The sequence below is a fragment of the Streptomyces sp. NL15-2K genome, from assembly GCF_030551255.1.
Classification (GTDB): Bacteria; Actinomycetota; Actinomycetes; order Streptomycetales; family Streptomycetaceae; genus Streptomyces.
Genome location: NZ_CP130630.1, coordinates 6,222,220 through 6,246,346 on the forward strand (window position 1 = coordinate 6,222,220; position 24,127 = coordinate 6,246,346).

Below are 24,127 nucleotides of genomic sequence, written 5' to 3' on the forward strand. Positions count from 1 at the left end.
TGCCCAGTCCGACGTCCGCCCCTTTGCGCGCTACACGTGAAGGAGTACTACGGGTGACACCCGAGGCCCACCCGCCACCGGGGACCGCAGCCGGCGGTTCCGGCGGCTCAGACGACGGCACGAGCCCCGACCTGCTGTTGGTCGAGCCCGACAAGGAGCTCGCCGCCAAGGCTTTCGCTCGTTTCGAGGGCGCGGGCATCCGCACCCTCGTCTGCCACGACGGAGCCGAGGCTTTGCTGCAGGCCGGTGCTTGGCGACCGCGCGCTGTCCTGCTCGGGGCCCCGCTGCCGGTGGTGGACGCCGCCCGGGTCACCGAGCTGATCGCCCGGCTCCACCCGGTGCCGGTCCTGGTGGGAGCCGGGCCCGACGGGGCGGCGGAGGCGACGGCGGCGGTGGCGGCCGGCGCGATCGCCTTCGTCGCCCGCCCGTACCGGATCGAGGAGATCACTCCGCTCCTCAGGTCCGGCCGGGACGAGGGCGACGGCTCGGCCGCGCCCCTCGTGGTCGGTGACATCGAGCTTGATCCGGCGGGCTTTCACGTCTATGTCCGGGGCCGCTCGCTGCAGTTGCCGGTCCGTGAATTCCTGCTGCTGCGCTACTTCATGGAGCGCCCCAACAAGCTCATCACCCGCCGTGAGCTGACCCAGGCGCTGTGGGGCGTCGACTCCCTGGACAGCAACACCCTCACGGTGCACATCCGCCGGGTGCGCAACAAGCTGCGGGACGAGGGGGGAAGCCGCTGCACCATCGACGCGATTCGCGGCATGGGTTACCGGCTGGAGTGCGGTTCGTCATGCTCCAAGGGGTCGGACGCGGAATCGTCGGCCACTCAGACGCCCACGGCATGAGGTGACGGGCGGATGGGCGGAGGGCCGGAGGAGGACTCGTACATCGACCTGCCGATGTGGGCGAGCGGGTACCCACGGTGGGGCACGGTCCATGGACGGCACCACATCCCGGCGATCGGCACGCTCTTCCACCGCAAGCCGTGGTACTCCGCGAGGGTCCGCGTCCGGTTCCTGGCCGCGGGCCAGACGCACTGGCAGACCTTCACCACTGACCCGACGACCCTGATGGAGATCATCACCGCGGGCACGTCGGCCGAGGTCCGGACGCTGATCTCCCTGTGCCTGACCGACGCGGATCCGTGAGAGCGGGCCCATTTTCAAAGACTCCGGCCGACGGGCTGCATGGCGGTGCCCCGTCGGCCGGTTCACTTCATCCTTCACTTCATCCGTGTTCCCGCGACCAGGCTTGGGTTGCCGCCTGGACAGCGTCCCAAGGGGAGCCGAGCGGCGGGGCGCCTGTCCGAGGCGCTGGGGGAACAGGTCTGGCGGGAGCCGGTCTGGGCGCTCCGGCTGACATCGAGGAACTGCGGCGTCGCATCACGCGGCTGGAACAGGACAAAGTCGACCTCGCCGGGCACCTTGAGGAGTATCTGGCGGATCTGGAGGCAGCCCGCAGCGCGAACCGCGAGCTGACCCGGGCCTTGAACCAGCGCGGGTGATTGCCTGATGGGGTCCTGTTATTGCGGCGCTGGTGTGGAGTGCAGATCCAAGGCAAGGCTCGCGGGGATGGCATCGAAGGCTTCTTCGACGCGGCGGGCCAGGGTCTTGGTGCCTCCGTGGCCGCGGCGCTTGTCGTAGCCGTCGGGGCCGCGGCCGGCGACCCAGTTGCGGGCGCCGCAGCGCCAAGCGCTGAGGGCGAATTCTCCGAGGAGACGCAGCCGTACGTCCTCGCGGCTGTCGGTGCTGAGTCGTTCTTCGAGGATCTCCACCAGGCGCTGCTGGACCTTCATGGAGGACACGAGGCTGTGGTCGTGCAGGACGGGGGTGCCGGCGGCGAGGCGGCGGGTGCGCAGGAAGCGTTGGTCCCAGTCGTCGGGCATGGACAGGATGGCCGCGGTCAGCGAGGTGCGCAGGGCGTCGAGTGCGGGGCCGGGGGCGGTGTGCGCTTCGAAGTGGGTGGTGTAGGCGTCCCAGAGTTCGCCCTCGGCGGCCATGGCGACGTCTTCCTTGGTGCCGTAGTAGCGGAAGAAGGTGCTGCGGCCGATCTCGGCGTGGGCGGTCAGTTCTTCGAGGGTGACGCGGTCGAAGCCGCGCTCGCTGAACAGGGTCAGCGCGATGTCGGCGAGCGCGCGGCGGGTGCGCTGCTTCTTGCGTTCGCGCAACGGCAGGGCGCTGTCGTCGCCGGGGGCGGGGGTGTCGGTGGCCACGAGGCCAGATTACCGATGCGGGACCCGGACCTGAATGGCACTGGAGTCATTTCGGCACTCATGACAGGCTTGGACTCAGTCTCACTTTCTTGAGTGTGGGCCGGGCTTCGCCCTGCCCGCCCGTTCGACGTGTGAGGAGAGCTGTCGTGATAGGCCGTACCGAAACTCCGCCCGAGATCACCCGCGCCGATGCGCGCACGGTGGTGATCACCGTGCGACACGCAGGCGACGCCGCGCGCCAGCAGGCCCTGGCCAGGGCAGCGGCAGATGGCCGGGAGCAGGAGCCGTGGCCGGATGGGCTGTTGAGCTGGTCGTTGTTCGCCGGTACCGACGGGCAGGCGCTGATGGCGTACGAGCAGTGGGCCGACGATGCGTCCCTCGATGCGGCGCTGGCCTTACCGGCGCCGTACGTGCCGGGGATCGTGGGCACCGAGCCGTCCGCGCCGGTCCGCTACCGCGTGCACCGCTCCCATGTGAGCGCGGCCGGGCGGGCTGAGGTGGGGTGTGTGGTCACCCCGGTGTTCGATGTGGACGGGCCGGAGCGGCAGCGGCACTTCATCGACGAGGTGTTCATGATGATCAAGGACGTGCCGCCGATGCCTGGTTCGATCGCCGCGCACTTCCACACCAGCACCGATGGCACCCGGGTCTTCAACTATGCGGAGTGGACGGACGAGCAGGCCCACATCGACGCCGTCACCGCCGACGACCCGCAGCGCATCCGGAGCCGCATCACCGGCGAGATCGAGGGTGTGCGGCCGTGCGGATACCGCCGCTGGCACCTGCACACCGCCCTGACCACGGCACCGTGATGTCCGCTGACGCCGCGACATCGAAGGGCACCCCGGATGCGGGGCGGGGCTCGCTGACGGTGCTGCTGCTTGCCTCCACGCTGGGTGTGATGGGCGGCGCCACCATCGCCCCGGTCATCGAGGTGATCCGCCAGGCCCTCGATGTGGGCGGCACCGAGGCCGGGCTGGTCCTGACCTCCCACAGCCTGGCCATCGCCGTGGTCAGTCCGCTGGTCGGGCGGGCCACCGACCGCTTCGGCGTCCGGCTCCCACTCGCCGCGGGGCTGGTGGTGTACGGGCTGGGCGGCGGCGCGGGCCTGGTCATCGACTCCTACCCGGTGCTGTTCGCCTCCCGCCTGGTTCTGGGCGTGGGTGCGGCGGCGGTGTTCACCTGCTCCACCGCCGCCCTGCTGGGCCTGTACCGGGGAGAGATGCGCGACAAAGTGATGGGCTGGCGCACCGCCGCCACCACAGCGGGCGGCTTCGCCTACCCCCTGGCGGCCGGCGCGCTGGGCAACCACTCCTGGCACGCACCGTTCGCCATCTACCTCATCGGACTCCCGCTGGGCCTTGCCACCCTGCTCGCCCTGCCCAAGGCCACCCCGGCACGCGAGAACAACCCTGGGACGAAGGGAGATCGGGGCGGGGCTGTCCGGCTGCTGCGCGAGCACCCGCTGGTGCTGGGGTTGTGCGGCCTGTGGGTGGCCAGCACCGGGCTGATGATGGTGCTGGCGGTCTCCCTGCCTCGCCGCCTGGACCAACTGGGCGTTCACGACACGCTGGTGGTCGCGCTGTACGGCATCGTGCTGTCCTCCGGGGCCGCGAGCCTGATCGGCCTGACCTACGCCAAGCTCACCGCCCGCTTCGGCTATGCGGTGTTGATGCGGTGCGCGGTCGGTGCCTGGACAGCGGGGCTGCTGCTGTTCGCCGTCGCCGGACACTGGGGGCCTTTGCTGCTCGTGCCGGTGCTGACCGGCATCGGCAGCGGCATCATGATGCCCACCCTCACCGTCCTGGTCGACCGCGCGGCCCCAGCCGAACAGCGCGGCACCGCGACCTCGTTGCAGGCCACGGCGCTGTTCGGCGGGCAGTTCGGCTCGCCTCTGGTGTTCGGTCCGTTGATCGACGCCACCTCGATCGCCACCGGCGCCCTGGTCGCCGCCGCAGGCACCGCGGGCATCCTGGTTGCGCTGTTCCGCCTGCAAGAACCCGCCCCGCCGAGCGACGACGCGGTGGTGGGTGAGGGAGATCTGAGCGAGGCCCCGGTCGGCGAACAGCCTTGACCGTGCCTGGTGGGAGCGGTGGTCTGGGCGAGCGGGCAGTGGCCCCGGGCTTACTGATCCGGTGCACCGGGAGCTTCTGGCCGGCGTGGGGCGGGCAGTGCGAAGGCGAGGGTGGCAACGGTCGTGCACACGGCCGCGAGGGCCACGAACACCGTCCGGTAGGAGGCAGCCGTGCCTGCGGTGGCTGCGGCGAGGGTGACCAGAGCGGCCAGACCGACGGCACCGCCGATCTGCCGGGTGGCGTTCATCAATCCCGAGGCAGCGCCGGCGTCCTGCTCGGCGATGCCGGAGGTGACCGTGGTGGTGATCGGGGTGATCAGCAGGCCCATCCCGGCCGACATCACGATCGCGGGCCCCAACAGACCCTCCCAATAGGTGCTGTCCACTCCGATCCGGCTCTGCCACACGAAGCCCACCGCGGCCATCAGCGCGGCCAGCACGATCAGAGTTCGGGGGCCGGTGCGGTGCATGACGGCGGGAGCCAGGCGGGCGGCGGCGATCCCGACCAGGGTGTGCGGCAGGAACCCGACACCGGTGGCCAGCGCCCCGTAGTGCAGGACGTCCTGCATGTAGAGCGAGAGGAAGTACCACATGGGGATGAAGCAGGCCCCGGCCAGCAGCATCACCGCATTGCCCGCCCAAACGGGCCGCAGACGCACCAGACGGGGCGGCATGAGCGGAGCCGTCGCCCGCGTCTCGGCCCACACGAACGCGGCCAGCGCCAGCACACCGACGGCGAGGCTCGCCACGGTCGGCAGCCCGCTCCAGCCGTGCGCCTGGGCCTGGGTGACGCCGTGGACGAGGGCGGTGACACCGAGCGTGGCAAGCACCGCGCCCGGCACGTCGAGCTTCCGGCCCTGCGTACGAAAACGGTCGGCGGGCAGCAGCCGCAGAGCGGCGAGCACGGCCACAGCACCGATGGGAACGTTGATCAGCAGGATCCACCGCCAGGACAGGGACTGGGTGAGCACCCCGCCGATCAGATTCCCCGCCGCTCCGCCCGCTGAGCTGACCGCGGTCCAGATCGCCAACGCCCGCGTGCGAACCGGGCCTTCGCTGAACGTGGTGGTCAGGATCGTCAGCGTGGCCGGGGCCAGCACGGCGGCCCCCAGCCCCTGCACGGCCCGCATCGCGATCAGCACGCCCGGCGAGGTGGCGAGCCCGCCCACCAGACTTGAGGCGGCGAACAGCACCAGGCCCCACAGGAAGACACGACGGCGGCCGTACACGTCGGCCAGTCGGCCCCCGAGCAGCAGGAAACCGGCGAAGACCAGCGCATAGCCACCGACCACCCACTGCAGGTCCGCGGCGTCGAAGCCCAGGGCGGACTGCATCGAGGGCAGGGCGACGTTCACCACCGACACGTCGAGCACCACCATGAACTGTGCCGTGCACGCCAGCCACAGCACCGCCGCCCGCAGCCCCGGTCCCTCAAGGGCCGGCTCCGTGTCCGGTTGACTGTCGGCGCTGTGCGCCTCGCGAAAACCCATCGGCCCTCACCGTCGTCGCCCGCTCTGATTTTCATCGTACAGCGGTACTATAAAAATCGGTTGCCGAAGGAAGAAAAGGGGCCGGGGTGCCGAAACGGGTGGACCACGCCCAGCGCCGGGCGCACATCATTGACGCCCTGGTGCGCGTGGCAGCGGCCGAGGGCCTGCACGCGGTGACCATGCGCGCGGTCGCCGCCGAGGCGGGCATGTCACTGAACCTGGTGCAGTACTACTTCGAAACGAAGGCCCACCTGCTGCACGCCGCTCTTGACCGCCTGGAGCAGCAGAGCCACCAGCGGTGGTCGGCCCGGCTGGCCGGCCTGCCGCGCCCAGTGACCGCGCACGCCTTCATCGAGGCGTTCCTCGCCGAGGCGCTGCCCACCGACGAGGCCAGCCGGACCTTCCATCTGGTGTGGACCTCGTACGCGGTGCTGGCGATGACCGACCCGGAACTGGCGGCGCAGCCCTTCGTCGAAGGGCCCGACCGCCTGGAGAGGCAGCTGACCGCCGTGCTGGAGCAGGCCCAGCAGGAGGGCACCTTGGACCAGCAGCGCGATGCGGCGGCCGAAGCCGTTCACCTGCTGTCTCTCAGCCATGGCCTGGGCACCAGCGTCCTGGTCGGCCAGCGCAGTGCGGACGCGGCCATGGGCATCCTGCGAGCACACCTCGACCAGCTCTTCCAGCCCCCTGCCTGCCCCCTACCAAGCCCGGATACCGCAGCAGGCCGTGCCGAATAACCCCTCCCGGGGAAAGCGGGGTCGTACGGCGCTGATGCGTATCGCGGCCGGATCGTGGACAGACACTTTCCAAGTCGTCGACGCCGATGGCCAGTTCCCACTGAGGGGCGGAAGAGTCGGACTCGCATGTCGTGATGAAGTCGGCGTCGGAGAGCGGAGCACCGGCTGTCTCCCGGTAGAAGTGCCGGGCCTGGTCTGGTTCATTGCAGGCCAGGACCATGCGGTGCGGGGCGTACACGATATGCGGCGGGAACTCCCAGCCGCTGAACCGGTGGGGTTGCCACGACTCGGGTCCAGCAGCAACAGCGACGGGGCCAAGAACGCCGCCCCGAGCCGCCTCTACTACTGAGTACGGGTACTCATGCACTGGGCCCGACCACGCTGGCAGCCTTTGGGCCTATGAGCACGAGCGCAAACCTGTGGGGCTGGGCAAAGGAGTACGACGGGCCGGTGGCGTTCCTGGTTGCCGTTGGGGACCTGGTGCTGTCCGGTGTCCTGCTGTGGTCGACGATCGCGTCCGGGATCACGTTGGGGCGCCGAACGATACAGAGCAAGCGGCCATGCAGCAGGCTCAGGACACCGCGCAGACGATCTGGGGCGTGTGGCTCGCCGCCGGACTCCTGATCGCCGCCGCGCTACGGATGCCGCGTACGGCGATGGTGCACTTGGTCGCCATGCTCGCGATCCCTGGCGCCTTCGTGGCCTACGTCGCGGCGCACAACTGAGAGTCGCGACGTGGGGCCGAGCTGGGGCCAGCGGCAACAGGGCGCCTGAGTGGGCGGTGCCGGCCGCGCATCTGTCTGCGGGAGGATCGCCTGTGTCATTGTGACCTCGCCCGAAGATCGCCGAACTGCATTCGGTCCCGTAGAAGGGCTGGAGAGTCCGGTGGCTGGTACCTCTCGAACATGTCTGAACAACCATCGGATACTTGTAAAGCACAGGCCCCTGGGGCTACTTGCCAGACTTGCCTGTCGCCTCCCAGACGCACTGGATCTTGAGCCAGTCGTCCTCGTCCACCGCGAAGTGCCAGCCAGTGCTGTCGAGAAGAAGGCCGCAGTGCCGGGCAGGTCGCGGGTTTTGACGTCCATCCAGCAGAACCTGTTCAAGGTGGCTCCCTGTCGTCCGGATGTCGGCGTGTCGGGTGACCGGACGGCTTTCAGGTTGTGGCGACCTGGTCCCGTGCCAGGCGCTCGCGCAGCGTGGCGGCGAATTCCTCGGCCCGCGTCAGCTGGGTGCGGAGCTTCTCCACCTGCTCGGCGGCGCCCCGCTCGTATCCGCGGACGCGCTCCAGCAGGGCCTCCCGCTCGTCCGCCGTCAGCTCCTCGTCGGAGTCGAGGCGGTCGGTGACCTCCAGCAGATCGCGCATCTCGTCCAGGGTGAAGCCGAGCGGCTTCATGCGGCGGATGACCATCAGGCGGGCGACGTCGGCCTCGGTGTAGAGGCGGAAGCCGCCCTGGGATCGGGCGGAGGGGATGACCAGCCCGGTCTCCTCGTAGTGCCGGATGGTCCGCAGCGACAGCTCGGTCCGTGCGGCGACCTCGCCGATCTGCATGTGCTCGCTGCTCACGCGGGCGCCCTTCCTCATCTGTCGCCAAGGCCACAGGCGGCCGACGTCATCTCTACCCTAACGTTAGGGTAGAGTAAGTGATCGTCGGGGTCGGCTCCGCGCCGTCCCCGCTCCCATGGTGCGGGATGGATCGTTCCCGTGACCGTCAGCCGTGTCGGGGGCGACGATGCCCCCGGCGAAGACCGATGCCTGCAGGAGAGAGCGTGCGCATGCCCATGACGCCCAGCGCCGCCGCCTGCCCGCCGTGATCCTTCGCCCCTAAGCAGCCCCGCAGATTCCATCTTGGCCCGCTGCTGCCTTCTGACTTCAGCCCGCCGTACGTGGGCTTCGCGGATGGCTGTCCCGGCCTTCCTGCGCCTTCCGCACGCACCGAGTGATGCCGGGCGTGCCCGAGCACGACAGGTACCTTTCTTGTCTACGTCCGCTTTGTCCCCGGCCGCGCGGCTGCGCGGCCTGCGCCCCGACTGGCTGTCCGACCCGAAGGTCTGGCGCACCGAGGTCCTGGCCGGCCTGGTGGTCGCGCTCGCGCTGATCCCCGAGGCGATCTCGTTCTCCATCATCGCCGGAGTCGACCCGGCGATCGGTCTGTTCGCGTCTTTCACTATGGCCGTGACCATCTCGATCGTCGGCGGTCGCCGCGCGATGATCTCTGCTGCGACCGGCGCCATCGCCCTGGTCATCGCTCCGCTCAACCGCGAGCACGGCCTGGGATTCCTGATCGCCGCCGTCATCCTGGCCGGTGTCTTCCAGATCGTCCTCGGTGCGCTCGGCGTCGCCAAGCTGATGCGGTTCGTGCCCCGCAGCGTGATGGTCGGCTTCGTCAACGCCCTCGCCATCCTGATCTTCATGGCCCAGGTGCCCGAGATGCACGACGTGCCCTGGCCCGTCTACCCGCTCATCGCCGGCGGGCTGGCGCTCATGGTGTTCTTCCCGAAGGTCACCACAGTGATCCCGGCCCCGCTCGTGTCCATCGTCATCCTCACCGTGATCACGGTCGCCGCCGGCATCGCGGTGCCGACCGTGGGCGACAAGGGCGAGCTGCCCTCCTCCCTCCCCGTGCCCGGCCTGCCGGATGTGCCTTTCACGATGGACACCCTGACCACCATCGCCCCCTACGCGCTCGCGATGGCGTTGGTTGGTCTGATGGAGTCGCTGATGACGGCCAAGCTGGTCGACGACATCACCGACACGCACTCCTCCAAGACGCGAGAGTCGATCGGGCAGGGCATCGCCAACATTGTCACCGGCTTCTTCGGCGGCATGGGTGGCTGCGCGATGATCGGCCAGACCATGATCAATGTGAAGGTGTCCGGCGCCCGTACCCGCCTGTCCACGTTCCTGGCGGGCTCTTTCCTGATGGTGCTGTGCATCGTCTTCGGGCCGGTTGTCTCCGACATCCCCATGGCAGCCCTGGTCGCAGTCATGGTCATGGTGTCGTTCGCGACCTTCGACTGGCACTCCATCGCCCCCAAGACCCTCAAGCGGATGCCCGCCGGGGAGATCGCAGTCATGGTCATCACCGTCGCCTGCGTGGTTGCAACCGACAACCTCGCCATCGGCGTCGTCGTCGGCTCTGTCACCGCCATGGTCATCTTCGCCAAACGCGTCGCCCACCTCGCGAACGTCACGGCGGTCACCGACCCCGATGGCAGCAACGTGGTCTACTCCGTGACCGGCGAACTGTTCTTCGCCTCCTCCAACGACCTCGTCGGCCAGTTCAACTACGCCACCGACCCCGACAAGGTCGTCATCGATCTGAGCGCCGCCCACATCTGGGACGCATCCTCCGTCGCCGCCCTGGACGCCATCGAGACCAAGTACGCCCAGCGCGGCAAGACCGTCGAGATCATCGGCCTGAACAAGCCGAGCGCCCACATCCACGAAAAGCTCAGCGGCGAGCTCACCGGCAGCCACTGACTCTCTATCACGCCCACGAGGGCCGCCGCGGACCCACCAGCGTCCACGGCGGCCCTCGCTGTGTCTGCTGGGGAGGTGCTAGTTGGGGTAGGCGTCGGCCACCACCACGGTGACCTCACTGTCCGGGTCGAGCTCCCGGGCGCGAAGGGCGGCACTGATACCGGCGTCACTGCCGCCGACGGCGATCACACGGGTCACGGGAGGGCCTCCTGGGAGTGGCGATCTGCGCGCCTACGACGCTACGGACCGCCCCTCACCTGGGTAACTCACGCCCGGGGCACCTCTGTCGGCAGGAGTTCACCCACCAGTACGTCGATTCGGGTGGCGAGCGCGTCCCGAACCGCCCGCGCACTCTCGATGTCCAGACCGCTCAGGTCCGGCAGATCCCAGTCCAGATACCGGCGCCCGGGCCGGACCGGGCACGCATCACCGCAGCCCAGGGTGACGACGACGTCGGCGGCGGTGACGACCTCGGCGGTCAGCGGCTTGGGGAACTCGTCGTGCGGGTCCAGCCCCTGCTCGGCGAGCAGTTGGAGCCCGATCGGGGCGATCTCCGTGCCGGGTTCGGAGCCGGCCGTCAGCACCCGGATCCCGTCCTCCGCCCGGTGCCGCATCAGCGCGGCGGCCAGCTGCGAACGCCCCGCGTTCTCGGTGCACACGAACAGCACCTCGGGCACCGGCTTCGGCGACAGCCCCATGCCGCGGGCCAGGGCGCCGAGCCGCTGGTCCGCGAACCGCTCGACCAGGACCGGCAGATGCGTCCCGACGCGGGCCTTCGCCGACAGCAGCCAGGAGCACTCCTCCACGTAACCCTCGACCGTCTCCCGGGAGAAGGCCCTGCCGTGGCGTGCGGCCAGCCGGGCTGTGATGCGTTCAAGGAGAGGGCTGATGTCTCGCAGGGGCGGGGCTGCTCGGCGGCCTGGGCCGAGAGAACTTTGCTCGTCCATGGGGCGGCTCCTCGGTTGACGGCTCTCGCACCTCTCTCACCGCAGATAATAGGCACTTATCTATGTATTGGATAGACGGAAACCTAAGTGAACGGTTGGTGAACAAGGTCGTCGGTGTGTCTTCGAACACATGGTTGCTGCTGGGCCCACACTTATGGTGAATAGATGGCTATCACTGAATTGGGCGCCGCGGAGGTGGCGGACGAGACGAAGGCTGAGGCCTGCAGTCCCGGCCTCGCGTGTCTGCTCATCGAGCGCGATGAGGCCGAGCGACTGGCCCTCATGCTCAAGGCCATCGCCGACCCCACGCGGCTGCAGATCTTCCGCATCATCGAACGCGCACCGGCCGGCGAAGCCTGCGTCTGCGACCTGGTCGACTGCCTGGGCTTCCGCCAGCCGACGATCAGTCACCACCTGAAGATCATGACCGAGGCGGGACTGCTGAACCGCGACCGCCGCGGGACCTGGGCCTGGTACTCCGTCAACTACGACGGCCTGAACAGGGTGCGCGCGATCCTGGAGCCGTCGGTCGGCAAGCTCGCGGCCGAGGCTCTCGAGCGGGTGTAGCCGCGGCGCTGCGGAAGGACCGGCCCTCTAGGGGGCCGATCCCTCCACCATGTGACTCAGCCGAGGTAGTCGCCGAGGTCGCGCTCCAGCGCCGCCCTCGGCTTCGCGCCGACGATGGTCTTGGCGACCTCGCCGCCGACGTAGACGTTCATCGTCGGGATGGACATCACTCCGTACTGGGCGGCGGTGGCCGGGTTTTCGTCGATGTTCAGCTTGACGATCTCGATCTTCTCGCCGTGCTCGGCCGCGATCGCCTCCAGGGAGGGGGCGAGTTGGCGGCACGGGCCGCACCAGGCCGCCCAGAAGTCGACGACGGGCTTGTCGCTCTTGAGGACGTCCTGGTCGAAGGAGTCGTCGGTGACGTTCTTGAGGGCCATGGGGACCTTCTCTTTTGGCCTTTACGGCTGGTCAGACCGCGACCGCGGCCGGCTCGGGGTTCTTCTCGTTGTCGGCGAGGGCCGCCAGATATCGCTCGGCGTCCAGAGCGGCCGCGCAACCCGAGCCCGCGGCCGTGATGGCCTGGCGGTAGGTGTGGTCGACGACGTCGCCGGCGCCGAAGACGCCCACGATGTTCGTGCGGGTGGAGGGCGAGGCGACCTGGAGGTAGCCCTCGTCGTCCAGGTCCAGCTGGCCGGTGACCAGGTCGGTGCGCGGGTCGTGCCCGATCGCGACGAACAGGCCGGTGGCGGCGAGTTCGGAGGTCTCGCCGGTGGCGGTGTCGCGCAGGGTGAGCCCGGCGAGCTTGCCCCCGTCCTCATGGACTGCGGCGACCTCGCGGTTCCAGGCGAAGGAGATCTTCGGGTCGGCGAAGGCGCGGTCCTGCATGGCCTTGGAGGCCCGCAGGGCATCGCGCCGGTGAACGATGGTCACGGACTTGGCGAAGCGGGAGAGGAAGGTGGCTTCCTCCAGTGCCGTGTCGCCGCCGCCGACCACGACGATGTCGTGCTCGCGGAAGAAGAAGCCGTCGCAGGTCGCGCAGTACGACACGCCTCGGCCGGAGAGCGCGTCCTCGCCCGGCAGGCCGAGCTGGCGGTGCTGTGAGCCGGTCGCCACGATGACGGCCTGCGCCCGGTGGACCGTACCCGCGCTGTCGGTGACGGTCTTGACGGTGCCGGTGAGGTCGGCCTCGACGATGTCGTCGGGGACGAGTTCGGCGCCGAAGCGTTCGGCCTGGGCCCTCATGTTGTCCATGAGGTCCGGGCCCATGATGCCGTCGCGGAAGCCGGGGAAGTTCTCCACCTCGGTCGTCTGCACCAGCGCGCCGCCGGCCGTGACCGCGCCCTCGAAGACCAGCGGCTTCAGCGAGGCGCGGGCCGTGTAGAGGGCGGCGGTGTATCCGGCGGGGCCGGAGCCGATGACGATGACGTTGCGTATGTCCGTGGATGTGCTCGCCGCTGTGCTCATGCCTGGGGCTCCGGCGCGATCTCCTTGATCAGGCCCTCGACCAGCACCTTGATCTCGTCCCGGATCGGCCGCACGGCCTCGACGCCCTGGCCCGCCGGGTCCTCCAGCGTCCAGTCCAGGTACCGCTTGCCGGGGAAGACCGGGCAGGTGTCGCCGCAGCCCATGGTGATGCAGACGTCCGACTCCTTCACCGCGTCCACGGTGAGCATCTTCGGGACCTCGGCGGAGATGTCGATGCCGACCTCGCGCATGGCCTCGACGGCGGCCGGGTTGACGCCCGCGCCCGGGTTGGAGCCGGCGGAGCGGACCTCGACACGGTCCCCGGCCAGGTGGGTCAGCCACGCGGCGGCCATCTGGGAACGGCCGGCGTTGTGGACACAGACGAACAGCACGGAGGGCTTGTCGGACATCAGGCGGTCTCTCTTGTCTCGCGACGGCATCAGGCCCGATTGATATCAGCACCCGGTGGCATCACTTGCCACTGATGTGACAGTATCAGCCCATGATGACGTCAGCCAACACTGAACTGATGAGAGTCCTGGCGGACCCGCTCAGGCTTCAGATCGTGACCCTGCTCGCCCACGAGACCCTGTGTGCGACCCACCTCGTGGAGCAGACGGGCGCGCGGCAGACGAACGTCTCCAACCATCTGAAGGTGCTGCGCGAGGCAGAGGTCGTGGAGACCGAGCCCTGCGGCCGCTTCACCTACTACAAGCTCCGTCCCGAGGTGCTGGACACTCTCGCCGCGATGTTCGGCGAGCTGGCGGAGACCGCGCGCACGACCATCGAGACCGACCGAAAGCGAGCCTGTCCGTGACCCGCACCGAAGCAACCGCGACCGTGGAGGAATCCTCGGTCGTCGCGAAGCTCTCCACCCTGGACCGCTTCCTCGCAGTGTGGATCCTTCTCGCCATGGCCCTCGGCCTCGGCCTCGGCCGCCTGATCCCCGGCCTGAACGACGCCCTCGCCAAGGTCGAGATCGGCGGCATCTCCCTGCCGATCGCCGTCGGCCTGCTGATCATGATGTACCCGGTGCTGGCCAAGGTCCGCTACGACAAGCTCGACGCCGTCACCGGCGACAAGAAGCTCATGATCTCGTCGCTGGTCATCAACTGGATCGTCGGCCCGGCGATCATGTTCGCGCTGGCCTGGATCTTCCTGCCCGACCTGCCCGAGTACCGCACCGGCCTGATCATCGTCGGCCTGGCCCGCTGCATCGCCATGGTCATCATCTGGAACGACCTCGCCTGCGGCGACCGCGAGGCGGCTGCCGTACTCGTCGCCCTGAACTCGGTCTTCCAGGTGCTGACGTTCGGCCTGCTCGGCTGGTTCTACCTCGACCTGCTCCCCGGTTGGCTGGGCCTGGGCGACGGCGAGCACCTCGACATCTCCATGTGGAAGATCGCCCTGAACGTCGTCATCTTCCTCGGCATCCCGCTGCTGGCAGGTTTCCTGACCCGCCGTATCGGCGAGCAGAAGCTGGGCCGGGAGAAGTACGAGTCCGACTTCCTCCCGAAGATCGGCCCTTGGGCCCTGTACGGCCTGCTCTTCACGATCGTCATCCTCTTCGCCCTGCAGGGGAAGACCATCACCTCGCAGCCGCTGGACGTGGCCCGCATCGCGCTCCCGCTGCTGGTGTACTTCGCGGTGATGTGGTTCGGCACGTTCGCGCTCGGCAAGATCATCGGTCTGGCCTACGACCGCACCGCGACGCTCGCCTTCACGGCGGCCGGCAACAATTTCGAGCTGGCCATCGCGGTCGCCATCGCCACCTTCGGCGTGACCAGCGGCCAGGCCCTGTCGGGCGTGGTCGGCCCGCTGATCGAGGTCCCGGTCCTGGTGGCGCTCGTCTACGTCTCGCTGGCCTGGCGCAGGAAGTTCACGGCCGACGCGACTGTGCGGGTGGGTGCCTGACGGTGAACTGCCTGGACTGTTACAGCGGAGGACACCAGACCCCGGCGTTAGGGGTGTGCCAGCAGTGCGGCGGCGCCGTGTGCGGACAACACGGCAAGCTGACGGAACAGTTCCTGACCTGCACCAAGCCCATCTCCCGGACGGTGGCCGTCGAACAGCCCGTACGGCGCCTGCTGTGCCGTACGTGCGCACAGGCCCGTCAGGCATACAGCAAGTGCTGCCCGCAGTTCGCGACCCCCGTCCGGACGTCGTGACGGGCACCCGGCACACGCAGGTGGTGGTGATCGGCGGCGGCCAGGCCGGGCTCGCCGCCGGCTACCACCTGCGCCGCCTCGGCCTGGACTTCGTCATCCTCGACGCCCAGGCCGAGCCGGGCGGCGCCTGGCAACACGCCTGGGATTCACTGCACTTGTTCTCCCCGGCCGCGTACTCCTCGCTGCCGGGGCGGCCGATGCCGGTCCAGGCGGGGGAGACGTATCCCGACGCACGCCACGTCGTCGGTTACCTCACTGAGTACGAGCGGCGCTACGACCTTCCAGTGCACCGGCCCGTACGTGTCGCCGGGGTCCACCGGGAAGGTGGGGGCCTGCGCGTCGACACGGACTCTGGGGCTTGGCGCGGGCAAGCGGTCATCAGCGCCACTGGCACGTGGTGGCGTCCCTTCCTACCTGCCGTTCCCGGCCGTTCGGACTTCCGCGGCCGACACCTGCACACCGTCGAGTACCGCAGCCCACGGGACTTCGCCGGGCAGCGCGTCGTCGTGGTCGGCGGCGGCAACTCCGGCGCGCAGATCGCCGCCGACCTCGCCTGCGACACCGAACTGACCTGGGTGACGCAGCGCCCGCCCCGCTTCCTGGCCGACGACATCGACGGCCGCGCCCTGTTCGACGCGGCCACGGCCCGCCGCCGTGCCCTCGACGAGGGCCGCACGGACACCGGGGGCGTGGCATCGCTGGGCGACATCGTCGCCGTACCGCCCGTGCGGGAGGCCCGGGACGCCGGTCTGTTGAAGGCGTCGCCGATGTTCGTACGCCTCGACCGCGACGGAGTCGTCTGGGCCGACGGGACCCGTACCCCGGCGGACGCGGTCATCTGGTGCACCGGCTTCCGGCCGGCCCTCTCGCACCTGGCGCCCCTGGGAATGCGCGGCCCGCGAGGCCACATCGCCACCGCAGGCACGCGGGCCGTGGACGAGCCGCGCCTGCACCTGCACGGCTACGGCGACTGGACCGGTCCCGCCTCCGCCACCCTCATCGGCGTGGGCCGCCCGGCCCGCGACGCGGCCCGCGAGATCGCCCAACTCCTCAATACCGGAGGCTGAAGCGCGCTGAGATCCGCGCCGTCAGCTCAGGGTGCTGATGACCTGGCGCACCTCGGCGGCGACGGACTCCGGCAGCGGCACGTAATGAAGTCTGGCCAGCGGCTTCTGCCCCTCGCTGCTGGCGGTATAGGTCAGGAACGACTTGAGGGCGGGCAGGGTCTCGGCCACGTTGCCTTTGTCGCACACGATCTCGTAGCTGACCAGGACGATCGGGTAGGTGTCCACGGCGGACGTGCGGTAGTCGAACTGCAAGGTCAGGTCCTTGCCCTTACCGACCACCTCGCCGGCGGCGATACCTGCGGACGAGCTCTCCTCGGTCGCCGCCACGGGCTCGGAGGCCCCGGTATCGATCCGCACCGTCTTCATGTCGAGCTTCTCCGCGAAGGACAGCTCGAAGTAGCCGATCGAACCGGACGTGGAGTTCACCGTCCCAGCGACGGCGTCCGATCCGTCGGCGGAATCTCCCCCTCGTCCCTGCCACGCCTTCTCCGCCGGGTGCGACCAAACCTCTGGGGCCGCGCCCGCGAGATACGCCTGGAAGTTCTGCGTCGTGCCCGAGTCGTCGGACCGGTGCACCGCGCGAATGGGCAGCGACGGCAGCTCAGCGCCGGGGTTCAGCTTCCGGATCGCCGGGTCGTCCCAGGTCGTGATCTGTGAGTCGAAGATCTTGGCCACGGTCGGCGCGTCCAGCACCAGATCGTCCACGCCGGGCACGTTGAAGCCGATCGCGACGGCGCCGCCCACCATCGGCAGATTGATGGCCCTGCCGCCCGGGCACACGCCGTCCGCCGGCTTGGAGTCCTCCGGTTTCACAGGGCTGTCGGAGCCGCCGAACGAGGTTGCCCCGCGCATGAACTGGGCTACTCCGGCGCCGGAGCCGATGGGCTTGTAAGCGACCTGCACCGGTGAGCACGCCCGCTGGTACTGCTTGATCCAGTACTCCATCACGTTCTGCTGTGCGGTCGATCCCGAGCCCGGCACCTGCCCCCTCTTGGCGCAGTCGGCCCGCGCGACAGCGGGCGCAGCCGACGACGAGTCCCGAGGGGTATCGGCGTCACAGGCTCCTCGCCCCCAGACCAGTACCCCGCCCGTAGCAGCCACTGCGGCTGCTACCGCGCCGACCGGTAGGAGAAGGCTTCGTTTCCTGCGCCGATGCTGCACCCTTGGTCCCTTTCGGAAGGCGTTTGGGTGGCAGGCCGGATGTCATCGCCGTGGTCTGGTCGTTGCAGCGCGCCCCCACCCGCCAGGACATAGATGCTTGCCTATGTGGCTCCTGTGCTGGCGACGCGGAGGCGAACGTCTGTTGACGTGCTCGTGTCGTACAGGGGGTGTCGCCATGGTGCGAGCGGTTGCGACGGTCCTGTCGGTGCGGGCTAGCGGACGGTGAGCAACTGCCCCATGGCCGCCAGCACCGAGGGCTCGACCTTGTAGTACACCCAGGTGCCGCGCCGCTCGGAGGTCAGCAGCCCGGCCTCCTTGAGCTTCTTCAGGTGGTGGGAGACCGTCGGCTGTGAGACGCCGACATCGGAGATGTCGCAGACGCACGCCTCGCCGCCCGCGTGCGACGCGACCGCCGAGAACAGCCGCAGCCGCACCGGGTCCCCGAGTGCCTTGAACATCCGCGCGGAACGCTCGGCCTCCTCCGCGGTGAAGGGGCGCTCGGTCAGTGGCGGGCAGCACGGCGCCACGGCATCGAGGGCCTCGGGATCCAGCAGCGGCAGCGCACTGACATTCGACATGCGTCTATGTTGACACATGTCGAACTAGTGCGACCAGGGTCGAGCTCAGTGCCCGCGCAGACGGGCCGCCAGGCGACGGGCGACACGGGCGGCGTCCCGGCCGACCCCGCGCAGGGAGTTCGAGGACAGGCTTCGCTGCCATTCCAGGCCGACGTACGCCAGCCCCGGATGTGTCAGCGACAGTCCTTCACGGTGGCGGGGGTGCCCATGCTCGTCGAGCGCCCCCAGCGAGGCGAGGTAGCCCAGGTCTGGCCGGTAGCCGGTGGCCAGCAGAATCGTGTCCACCTCCTCGGTGCTGCCGTCCTCCCAGGTGACCTTGGTGCCGTCAGCGCCGGTGAACACCGAGCGCCGGTCCGGGGCGCCGGCCGCGACCGCGGCCCGGTAGCGGCCGTCGTCGATGACCAGTTGCGAGGGCGGGGTGCGCAGGAACCGGCCGATGGGCAGCGTGTCCACCCCGGTGTGGATCAGCCACCAGTGCAGGTCCCGGCCCAGCGTGTGCTGGCGGGCGAAGCGGACCGGGTGCCGTGCCGCCAGGGTGACGTGGGCGTGCGTGGCCAGCTCCGCGGCGATCTGTACGGCGGAGTTCCCCGCACCAACGATCACGACCCGCTCTCCGGCGAACGGCTGGGGCGTGCGGTACTCGGCCGCGTGCAGCACCGAGCCGGCGAAGCCCTCCAGCCCGGGAAGCGCCGGGCGGTGGGGGCGGCCGAAGGTGCCGGACGCCGCGACCACGGCCCGAGCGGACAGGCCGCCCCCGCCTTCCAGGGTGAGAGTGAAGTCGCCGTCGGCCGCTCGCACTTCCCGCACACGGATCCCCGTACGAATGTCGGCGTCCAGGCGTTCGGCGTAGCGCAGCAGGTAGGCGACGACCTCGTCCCGGTGCGGGTAGCGTTCCGGGTCGCCGCCGAAGGGCATCCCGGGCAGGGAGCTGTACCCGGCGGGGGAGAAGAGAGTGAGGCTGTCGTAGTAGCGCGGCCACGACCCGGCCGACCGCTCGGACGCCTCCAGCACCACCGGCTGAAGCCCCTGCCCGCGCAGAGCGTGCGCGGCGACGAGCCCGGACTGGCCGCCGCCGATCACTGCGACATCGATGCGATCCACTCGCGATCCTCCAGTTTCGATGAACGTCTATGTTGACGCTTATCGAAACAGGTGCGATGCTGGCAGCGCAAGGGATCGACAGATGTCGAAGCAAAGGGGAATCGTCGTGAGCGTGTCCATCACTGACCAGCTGCCCGTCGTGGTCATCGGAGCCGGTCCGATCGGCCTGGCTGCCGCCGCTCACCTCGTCGAGCGCGGCCTCGAACCGCTGGTCCTGGAAGCGGGCCTGTCCGCCGGTACGGCCGTGCGGGACTGGTCGCACGTCCGGCTGTTCTCCCCGTGGTCGGAAGTCACCGACCCGGCTGCCGAGAAGCTGCTGGCCCCGACCGGCTGGGTCCGCCCGGACGGCACGACCTACCCGAGCGGTGGCGACTGGGCCGGGCAGTACCTGCAGCCGCTCGCCGACGTCCTCGGCGACAAGGTCCGCTACGGCGCGACGGTCACCGGGGTGGCCCGCGCCGGCCGGGACCGCATCGTCGACTCCGGCCGCGACGAACAGCCCTTCACGGTGCATATCCGAACCTCGGAGGGCATCGAGGAACGGATCAGCGCCAGCGCCGTCATCGATGCCTCCGGCACGTGGTCGGTCCCGAGCCCGGTGGGCGCCAACGGTCTGCCCGCCCTCGGCGAGCAGAGGGCCGCGGACCGCGTCTCCTACCGCGTCCCCGACCTCGAGGACCCAGCCGTACGCGCCCGTTACGCGGGCAAGCGCACCGCCGTGGTCGGCTCCGGTGCCTCCGCCTTCACGGCCCTCGCGTACCTGGCCGACCTGGCGAAGGAGGAGGACGGCACGCACGCGGTGTGGATCCTGCGCCGGGGCCTGGGCGCCGACACGTACGGCGGCGGCGAGGCCGACCAGCTCCCGGCTCGCGGGGCCTTGGGCCTGCGCGCCAAGGCGGCCGTGGAGGACGGGTACGCGTCCGCCGTGACCGGCTTCCGTACACAGGCTGTGGAGAAGGAAGGTGACCGGCTTGTCCTCGTCGCCGAGGACGGCCGCCGCCTGGACCCGGTCGACGAGGTCATCGTCCTGACCGGCTTCCGCCCCGACCTCTCCTTCCTCTCCGAGATCCGCCTCGGCCTCGACGAACGCCTCCAGGCCCCGACCGCGCTCGCCCCGCTGATCGACCCCAACGCCCACTCCTGCGGCACGGTCTACCCGCACGGCGTGCGCGAGCTCTCCCACCCGGAGCAGGGGATCTACCTCGTCGGCATGAAGTCCTACGGCCGTGCGCCGACGTTCCTCGCCATGACCGGCTACGAGCAGGTCCGCTCCATCACGGCGGCTCTCGCCGGCGACCAGGAGGCGGCCGAACGCGTGGAGCTGACCCTCCCCGAGACCGGAGTCTGCGGCGGCGCCGGCCTGTTCGACGAACCGGAGAACTCGGAGAACGCCGAGCAGTCCGGCGGAGGCTGCTGCGCCCCCACCCCGGTCCAGACCCTCCAGATCGGCGGCCCGGCCACCACCTCCGGGGGATGCTGACCGCCGTGCCCCAGGCCCCAACCCGCGTGGCCGCGACCGGAACCGGGGACCGGTCGCGACCACGCGCCGCCCTGCCCGCACTCTGCGCCACGCAGATCACCAGCTGGGGCATCGTCTACTACGCCTTCCCCGTCCTCAACGCCCGCATCACCGCGGACACCGGATGGTCCACCACGGCCACGACCGGCGCCTTCTCCGCCGCCCTGGTCGTCTCCGCACTCGCCGGTATCCCCATCGGCCGCATCCTCGACCGCCGCGGCCCCCGCATCGTCATGACGACCGGTTCGCTGCTCGGCGTCGCCGCCGTGCTGGCCATCGCGTACGCGCCCAACTTCGCCGCGTTCACCGGGGCTTGGCTGGTGGCAGGACTGTCCATGGCCGCCACCTTCTACCACCCCGCCTTCGCCGCCGTGACACGCTGGTGGGGAGAGGACCGCGTCCGTGCCCTCACGATCGTCACCCTCGCCGGCGGCCTGGCCTCCACCGCCTTCGCACCCCTGACGGCGGCCCTCGCCGAGCACCTCGGCTGGCGGACCACGTACGCCGTCCTGGCGCTCATCCTGGGCGTCGTCACCATCCCCGCCCACGCGCTCGCGCTGCGCGCCCCATGGCCACCTGCGCCCGCACACCCCACCCAAGAGGCGAAAGACGGCAGGTCAGTCGCACGAAGCCGCCCCTTCTTGGTACTGGCAGCCGCACTCACCCTCAACGGCTTCGCGATGTACGCCGTCGTCATCGCCCTGGTCCCGCTCTTGACCGAACGAGGCGCGAGCCCGACCGCGGCGGCCTGGGCCCTCGGCCTGGGCGGTGCGGGACAGACCCTCGGCCGCACCCTCTACTCCACCCTCGCCCGCCACACCGGCGTCACCACCCGCACGGTCACGCTGATCGCCGCGGGCGGCGCCACGACCGCGGCCCTCGCCGCCGTCTCGGGCCCGTACCCGCTCCTGCTCCTGTTGGCCATCACGGCGGGCATGGTGCGGGGCAACCTCACCCTTCTCCAGGCCACCGCTGTCAGCGACCGTTGGGGCACCACGCACTACGGCCACCTCTCCGGCCTTCTGGCCGCCCCCGTGACCGTCGCCAGTGCGCTCGCCCCCTTCACCGGCGCAGCCCTGGCAGGAGCACTCGGGGGGTATCCCGCGCTCTTCGCCGTACTTGCCGGAATCTCGATCGGCGCGAGCGTGTTGGCAGCGGCTTCCGCCAGGCGCTGAGGAACGTTGCGGGGGAGCGCCTTCTGCGGGCCCGATTGGGCAGCCGCCTCGCTTCTCCTGACGGATATCAGCAAAGTTCTTCGAGAACGAAAGCGCCAGGCCAGGTCGGTTGTTTTTGCTTTTCCGACGAATGGTCGGGAAAAGCACAACTAGGCGAGAGCTAACATGACTTGACAGACTGTCGCCTGTCGGGAGTTGATCGCCGTGAAAACGTATCTGGTCGGTTCGCGCGCCAGCAATCTGGCTAAGGTGCAGGTGCGCGAATACCTTGCCCCGCTTCGCGAGCGTTTCCCGAGCGTTACGTTCACGCATCGGGTGATTCTTGAAGGCGGCGACAAGGACCGAAAGTCCCGGCTTTCCGCTGTCTCGGCGATCAGTGGTGGCAGTGCGTTCAGTTCTGAGCAGGAGGCGGCGCTGAGCAGGGGAGACGTGGACGTCGTCATCCATTCCCTGAAAGATCTGCCGACTGCGAACCCGCCCGGTTTGACTCTGTTGCCGCCCCCTGGTCGTGAGGATGTACGAGACGCCTTGTGCGGCTCCACACTGTCCGGCCTGCGAAAGGGAGCTCGGGTAGGAACTGGTGCTCCTCGGCGAATTGCTCAGCTCCTGGCTGTCCGCCCGGACCTCGAAGTGGTACCGATCCGGGGGAATGTACCGCCTCGCCTGAAGAAGATGGAGACCATGAGCCTCGATGCAGTGGTCTTGGCGGCGGCAGGGCTTCGGCGGCTGGGGCTCGACGACGCAATTAGCGAACTACTGCCCCTGGACCTTTTCCCGCCCTCGCCCGGACAGGGCGCTCTTGGCATTCAGGTCCGAGACGACAGCCGTGAACTCCAAGAGATCCTCTCCAGCGTGGGAGATAAGGCTGTCGACGCCCACGTGCGGGCGGAGCGGGCCCTGCTCGCCGAGCTGCACGGCGGGTGCAGCGTGCCCGTGGGCGCGTACGCGGAGACCCGGCCGGATGGCTCCCTTTCGCTCTTCGCTCAGGTCACATCGCTGGACGGTGCGCGGCGGGTCGAGGGCACCCTGTCCGGCCCGATGGGCGAGCCGGAGAAGCTCGGTGCGGCCCTGGCCGCGGAACTGATCGACCAGGGCGCGCGTTCCATCCTTGACGCGATTCGAGGCGAATCCGCGGTCAGCCGTTGAGGTGGCGGGCGATGTCCAGCGCCGCGTACGTGATGCTGGCCTCCGCCCCGGCCCGCTTGAGCATGGTGAAGAGTTCCACCAGCCGGCGCACGTCCCGCTTGCCGGTCGTGCTGTCCACATGCGAGAGGGTGGTGAACTCGCCCGAGACCGAGAACGGGAAAAGCGGCGCCAGCGTGGGCTTCCTCAGCTCGGTGAGGACGTCGGCGCTGAACATCGCGGGTTCGAGGAGGAGCATGTCCGCGCCGTCGCCGACGAGCTGAAGAGCGGTGTCGATGAACTGCTCGGGCTTGCCGGGGTTGATCTGGAACTCGCGGTCGGAGCCCGCCTGCGGGGTGGCGCCCATCGTGAGCCGGAAGCCGTCGTAGAGGCTGCTCCAGAAGATGACGTGCGGCATGATCGACACACTCTCGTGCCCTGCCGCGTTCAGCGCCTCGCGGGCGCCCTTGGTAGTCCCGACGACCATGGAGGCCGGGCCCACGATGTCGGCTCCCGCCGCCGCGTGCGCGACGGCCTGCCGGGAGGTGACGTCCGTGGTGGCGGCGATGTCCGGGCGGCCGTGCCGGTCGGTGACGTAGCAGAAACCGGTGTCGGTGTACGAGCACAGGCAGGTCTCCGTCATGACGGCGATCTCGGGTTCTGCGTCCTTCGCCGCCCGCACCGCTCGGGCCATGAGGGCATCCGGTACGACAGAGAACTCCCCGGCGGCGTCGCGCTGGGTGGACTCGGCGAAAACCTTGACGGAGCGAATCCCGAGCCGCTTTGCCTGGTGCATCACTGCGGGAAGCTGCGCGACCGTGAGGGTCGGCATGGGACGGTCCGCCTCTTCCTCGGTGACCAGTAAGACCATGGACAGGTCGGCCGGGTCGAGCGATGGGCCTTCGAGGAAGCGGCGAACAGCCGGACGACTGCGGAGCGGGCTTGTGGCTCCATGGGTTCGGGCGGGTGGCGCGGTGACGCTCATTCTGTCCCTCGCTTTCGTCGGGTGGCGCGATGGGCCCGTCGGCAGGCACAGGGAGATATGCGGATTGGTGCATGCCGGCGGGGGTCTGTGTGTGTCGAGATGACGGATGGTGGCCCCGTCCCTGCCGCGACCTGCCCTTCTGAGGTCAGAGGGAACCTCCAGTTCGAATGGCAGGGACGGGGGCTTGAGGCCCGCCCAGGGGCACGGCCGTCCTCCTGCGCGACATGGGCGGGCGGTCTGTCCAGCGGCGCGCTGGTGGTCCACTGGCTGATGGGGTGAGGCTGTGCGGGCGTGGGGCTGGGAGTGCTCTGCCGGCGAACGGCCCGTTCGCTC

The 24,127-nt window shown here is 69.6% G+C and carries 26 protein-coding genes; 15 read left to right on the forward strand and 11 right to left on the reverse strand.

Translation table 11 applies throughout. From position 1 onward, the window contains the following. Positions 1-53: 53 nt before the first annotated feature. A complete protein-coding gene (locus Q4V64_RS27955; RefSeq protein WP_253267405.1) occupies positions 54-848 on the forward strand; it encodes a response regulator transcription factor in 795 nt (264 codons plus the stop codon). 12 nt (positions 849-860) lie between these two features. Continuing rightward, positions 861-1,151 (forward strand): hypothetical protein, encoded by a 291-nt coding sequence (locus Q4V64_RS27960; protein WP_124444643.1) that lies wholly within the window; start codon positions 861-863, stop codon positions 1,149-1,151. A 374-nt stretch (positions 1,152-1,525) separates the two neighbouring features. On the opposite strand, the gene Q4V64_RS27965 is transcribed toward Q4V64_RS27960, so the two are convergent. Then, complete coding sequence (locus Q4V64_RS27965; RefSeq protein WP_253267404.1) at positions 1,526-2,215, reverse strand: TetR family transcriptional regulator; 690 nt, start codon at positions 2,213-2,215, stop codon at positions 1,526-1,528. Positions 2,216-2,361: 146 nt separating this feature from the next. Between Q4V64_RS27965 and Q4V64_RS27970 the strand changes: the two genes are divergently transcribed. Both Q4V64_RS27970 and Q4V64_RS27975 read left to right on the forward strand, forming a co-directional pair. Then, on the forward strand, positions 2,362-3,027 hold the full coding sequence (locus Q4V64_RS27970) for an antibiotic biosynthesis monooxygenase (protein ID WP_124444641.1): 666 nt from the start codon (positions 2,362-2,364) through the stop codon (positions 3,025-3,027). Continuing rightward, positions 3,027-4,289 (forward strand): MFS transporter, encoded by a 1,263-nt coding sequence (locus tag Q4V64_RS27975; protein WP_124444640.1) that lies wholly within the window; start codon positions 3,027-3,029, stop codon positions 4,287-4,289. The genes Q4V64_RS27970 and Q4V64_RS27975 overlap by 1 nt, the downstream gene beginning before the upstream one ends. A gap of 50 nt (positions 4,290-4,339) precedes the next feature. Here the strand turns inward: Q4V64_RS27975 and Q4V64_RS27980 are convergent, their stop codons facing one another. Further along, entirely contained in the window at positions 4,340-5,779 is a 1,440-nt protein-coding gene (locus Q4V64_RS27980) for an MFS transporter (RefSeq protein ID WP_124444639.1), read from the reverse strand. 86 nt (positions 5,780-5,865) lie between these two features. Between Q4V64_RS27980 and Q4V64_RS27985 the strand changes: the two genes are divergently transcribed. Further along, positions 5,866-6,516, forward strand: a complete 651-nt coding sequence (locus Q4V64_RS27985) for a TetR/AcrR family transcriptional regulator (RefSeq protein WP_124444638.1) — start codon at positions 5,866-5,868, stop codon at positions 6,514-6,516. Positions 6,517-7,076: 560 nt separating this feature from the next. Continuing rightward, positions 7,077-7,241 carry a hypothetical protein gene (locus tag Q4V64_RS27990; protein ID WP_172629541.1) on the forward strand — a complete coding sequence of 55 codons (165 nt, stop codon included), beginning with the start codon at positions 7,077-7,079 and terminating at the stop codon, positions 7,239-7,241. A 431-nt stretch (positions 7,242-7,672) separates the two neighbouring features. On the opposite strand, the gene Q4V64_RS27995 is transcribed toward Q4V64_RS27990, so the two are convergent. Then, positions 7,673-8,083, reverse strand: a complete 411-nt coding sequence (locus Q4V64_RS27995; RefSeq protein ID WP_253267403.1) for a MerR family transcriptional regulator — start codon at positions 8,081-8,083, stop codon at positions 7,673-7,675. A 411-nt stretch (positions 8,084-8,494) separates the two neighbouring features. Here Q4V64_RS27995 and Q4V64_RS28000 point away from each other — a divergent pair, with 411 nt between their 5' ends. Further along, positions 8,495-10,000, forward strand: a complete 1,506-nt coding sequence (locus Q4V64_RS28000; RefSeq protein WP_124444636.1) for a SulP family inorganic anion transporter — start codon at positions 8,495-8,497, stop codon at positions 9,998-10,000. Between the two features lie 266 nt (positions 10,001-10,266). Here the strand turns inward: Q4V64_RS28000 and Q4V64_RS28005 are convergent, their stop codons facing one another. Next, on the reverse strand, positions 10,267-10,947 hold the full coding sequence (locus Q4V64_RS28005; protein WP_124444635.1) for an arsenate reductase ArsC: 681 nt from the start codon (positions 10,945-10,947) through the stop codon (positions 10,267-10,269). 165 nt (positions 10,948-11,112) lie between these two features. On the opposite strand from Q4V64_RS28005, the gene Q4V64_RS28010 reads away from it, so the two are divergent. Further along, positions 11,113-11,514 (forward strand): metalloregulator ArsR/SmtB family transcription factor, encoded by a 402-nt coding sequence (locus Q4V64_RS28010; protein WP_124444634.1) that lies wholly within the window; start codon positions 11,113-11,115, stop codon positions 11,512-11,514. Between the two features lie 56 nt (positions 11,515-11,570). Here Q4V64_RS28010 and trxA read toward each other — a convergent pair whose 3' ends face one another. The 3 genes from trxA to Q4V64_RS28025 are packed head-to-tail and all read right to left on the reverse strand — an operon-like array spanning position 11,571 to position 13,328. Continuing rightward, complete coding sequence (gene trxA, locus Q4V64_RS28015; RefSeq protein WP_124444633.1) at positions 11,571-11,891, reverse strand: thioredoxin; 321 nt, start codon at positions 11,889-11,891, stop codon at positions 11,571-11,573. Between the two features lie 31 nt (positions 11,892-11,922). Continuing rightward, positions 11,923-12,918 carry a thioredoxin-disulfide reductase gene (gene trxB / locus Q4V64_RS28020; protein ID WP_303712086.1) on the reverse strand — a complete coding sequence of 332 codons (996 nt, stop codon included), beginning with the start codon at positions 12,916-12,918 and terminating at the stop codon, positions 11,923-11,925. Further along, positions 12,915-13,328, reverse strand: a complete 414-nt coding sequence (locus tag Q4V64_RS28025) for an arsenate reductase ArsC (RefSeq protein ID WP_303712088.1) — start codon at positions 13,326-13,328, stop codon at positions 12,915-12,917. Before Q4V64_RS28025 ends, trxB begins: the two co-directional genes overlap by 4 nt. Before the next feature lie 92 nt (positions 13,329-13,420). Between Q4V64_RS28025 and Q4V64_RS28030 the strand changes: the two genes are divergently transcribed. The 4 genes from Q4V64_RS28030 to Q4V64_RS28045 are packed head-to-tail and all read left to right on the forward strand — an operon-like array spanning position 13,421 to position 16,153. Continuing rightward, positions 13,421-13,735 carry a metalloregulator ArsR/SmtB family transcription factor gene (locus Q4V64_RS28030; protein WP_124444829.1) on the forward strand — a complete coding sequence of 105 codons (315 nt, stop codon included), beginning with the start codon at positions 13,421-13,423 and terminating at the stop codon, positions 13,733-13,735. After that, positions 13,732-14,832, forward strand: a complete 1,101-nt coding sequence (arsB, locus tag Q4V64_RS28035; RefSeq protein ID WP_124444830.1) for an ACR3 family arsenite efflux transporter — start codon at positions 13,732-13,734, stop codon at positions 14,830-14,832. The genes Q4V64_RS28030 and arsB overlap by 4 nt, the downstream gene beginning before the upstream one ends. A 2-nt stretch (positions 14,833-14,834) precedes the next feature. Further along, positions 14,835-15,086, forward strand: a complete 252-nt coding sequence (locus Q4V64_RS28040; RefSeq protein ID WP_124444831.1) for a DUF2180 family protein — start codon at positions 14,835-14,837, stop codon at positions 15,084-15,086. After that, the gene (locus tag Q4V64_RS28045; protein ID WP_124444832.1) at positions 15,083-16,153 is read left to right on the forward strand and encodes an ArsO family NAD(P)H-dependent flavin-containing monooxygenase; all 1,071 of its coding nucleotides are present in this window, start codon (positions 15,083-15,085) and stop codon (positions 16,151-16,153) included. Before Q4V64_RS28040 ends, Q4V64_RS28045 begins: the two co-directional genes overlap by 4 nt. A gap of 21 nt (positions 16,154-16,174) precedes the next feature. Here Q4V64_RS28045 and pstS read toward each other — a convergent pair whose 3' ends face one another. The 3 genes from pstS to Q4V64_RS28060 form a co-directional block, all read right to left on the reverse strand. Then, on the reverse strand, positions 16,175-17,134 hold the full coding sequence (gene pstS, locus Q4V64_RS28050; protein ID WP_253267431.1) for a phosphate ABC transporter substrate-binding protein PstS: 960 nt from the start codon (positions 17,132-17,134) through the stop codon (positions 16,175-16,177). 392 nt (positions 17,135-17,526) lie between these two features. Then, entirely contained in the window at positions 17,527-17,892 is a 366-nt protein-coding gene (locus tag Q4V64_RS28055; RefSeq protein ID WP_124444834.1) for a metalloregulator ArsR/SmtB family transcription factor, read from the reverse strand. Between the two features lie 45 nt (positions 17,893-17,937). Further along, positions 17,938-18,993, reverse strand: a complete 1,056-nt coding sequence (locus Q4V64_RS28060; protein ID WP_124444835.1) for an NAD(P)/FAD-dependent oxidoreductase — start codon at positions 18,991-18,993, stop codon at positions 17,938-17,940. A gap of 106 nt (positions 18,994-19,099) precedes the next feature. Here Q4V64_RS28060 and Q4V64_RS28065 point away from each other — a divergent pair, with 106 nt between their 5' ends. From Q4V64_RS28065 to hemC, 3 genes are all read left to right on the forward strand, one after another. Beyond that, positions 19,100-20,473 (forward strand): NAD(P)-binding domain-containing protein, encoded by a 1,374-nt coding sequence (locus Q4V64_RS28065; protein ID WP_124444836.1) that lies wholly within the window; start codon positions 19,100-19,102, stop codon positions 20,471-20,473. Beyond that, complete coding sequence (locus Q4V64_RS28070) at positions 20,467-21,687, forward strand: MFS transporter (RefSeq protein ID WP_124444837.1); 1,221 nt, start codon at positions 20,467-20,469, stop codon at positions 21,685-21,687. The genes Q4V64_RS28065 and Q4V64_RS28070 overlap by 7 nt, the downstream gene beginning before the upstream one ends. A 204-nt stretch (positions 21,688-21,891) precedes the next feature. Beyond that, positions 21,892-22,833: a hydroxymethylbilane synthase gene (hemC, locus tag Q4V64_RS28075; protein ID WP_124444838.1), complete on the forward strand. Its 942-nt coding sequence runs from the start codon at positions 21,892-21,894 to the stop codon at positions 22,831-22,833. Here the strand turns inward: hemC and Q4V64_RS28080 are convergent. Next, on the reverse strand, positions 22,823-23,794 hold the full coding sequence (locus Q4V64_RS28080; protein WP_124444839.1) for a hypothetical protein: 972 nt from the start codon (positions 23,792-23,794) through the stop codon (positions 22,823-22,825). The genes hemC and Q4V64_RS28080 overlap by 11 nt on opposite strands. Positions 23,795-24,127 lie beyond the last annotated feature (333 nt).

Bases quoted from the DNA above. Each gene is read 5' to 3' on its own strand.
- Q4V64_RS27960 (WP_124444643.1), top strand. From the start codon at position 861: ATGGGCGGAGGGCCGGAGGAGGACTCGTACATCGACCTGCCGATGTGG.
- Q4V64_RS27975 (WP_124444640.1), top strand. From the start codon at position 3,027: ATGTCCGCTGACGCCGCGACATCGAAGGGCACCCCGGATGCGGGGCGG.
- Q4V64_RS27980 (WP_124444639.1), bottom strand. From the start codon at position 5,779: ATGGGTTTTCGCGAGGCGCACAGCGCCGACAGTCAACCGGACACGGAG.
- Q4V64_RS27990 (WP_172629541.1), top strand. From the start codon at position 7,077: ATGCAGCAGGCTCAGGACACCGCGCAGACGATCTGGGGCGTGTGGCTC.
- Q4V64_RS28005 (WP_124444635.1), bottom strand. From the start codon at position 10,947: ATGGACGAGCAAAGTTCTCTCGGCCCAGGCCGCCGAGCAGCCCCGCCC.
- Q4V64_RS28010 (WP_124444634.1), top strand. From the start codon at position 11,113: ATGGCTATCACTGAATTGGGCGCCGCGGAGGTGGCGGACGAGACGAAG.
- trxA (WP_124444633.1), bottom strand. From the start codon at position 11,891: ATGGCCCTCAAGAACGTCACCGACGACTCCTTCGACCAGGACGTCCTC.
- trxB (WP_303712086.1), bottom strand. From the start codon at position 12,918: ATGAGCACAGCGGCGAGCACATCCACGGACATACGCAACGTCATCGTC.
- Q4V64_RS28025 (WP_303712088.1), bottom strand. From the start codon at position 13,328: ATGTCCGACAAGCCCTCCGTGCTGTTCGTCTGTGTCCACAACGCCGGC.
- Q4V64_RS28030 (WP_124444829.1), top strand. From the start codon at position 13,421: ATGATGACGTCAGCCAACACTGAACTGATGAGAGTCCTGGCGGACCCG.
- Q4V64_RS28055 (WP_124444834.1), bottom strand. From the start codon at position 17,892: ATGTCGAATGTCAGTGCGCTGCCGCTGCTGGATCCCGAGGCCCTCGAT.
- Q4V64_RS28070 (WP_124444837.1), top strand. From the start codon at position 20,467: ATGCTGACCGCCGTGCCCCAGGCCCCAACCCGCGTGGCCGCGACCGGA.
- Q4V64_RS28080 (WP_124444839.1), bottom strand. From the start codon at position 23,794: ATGAGCGTCACCGCGCCACCCGCCCGAACCCATGGAGCCACAAGCCCG.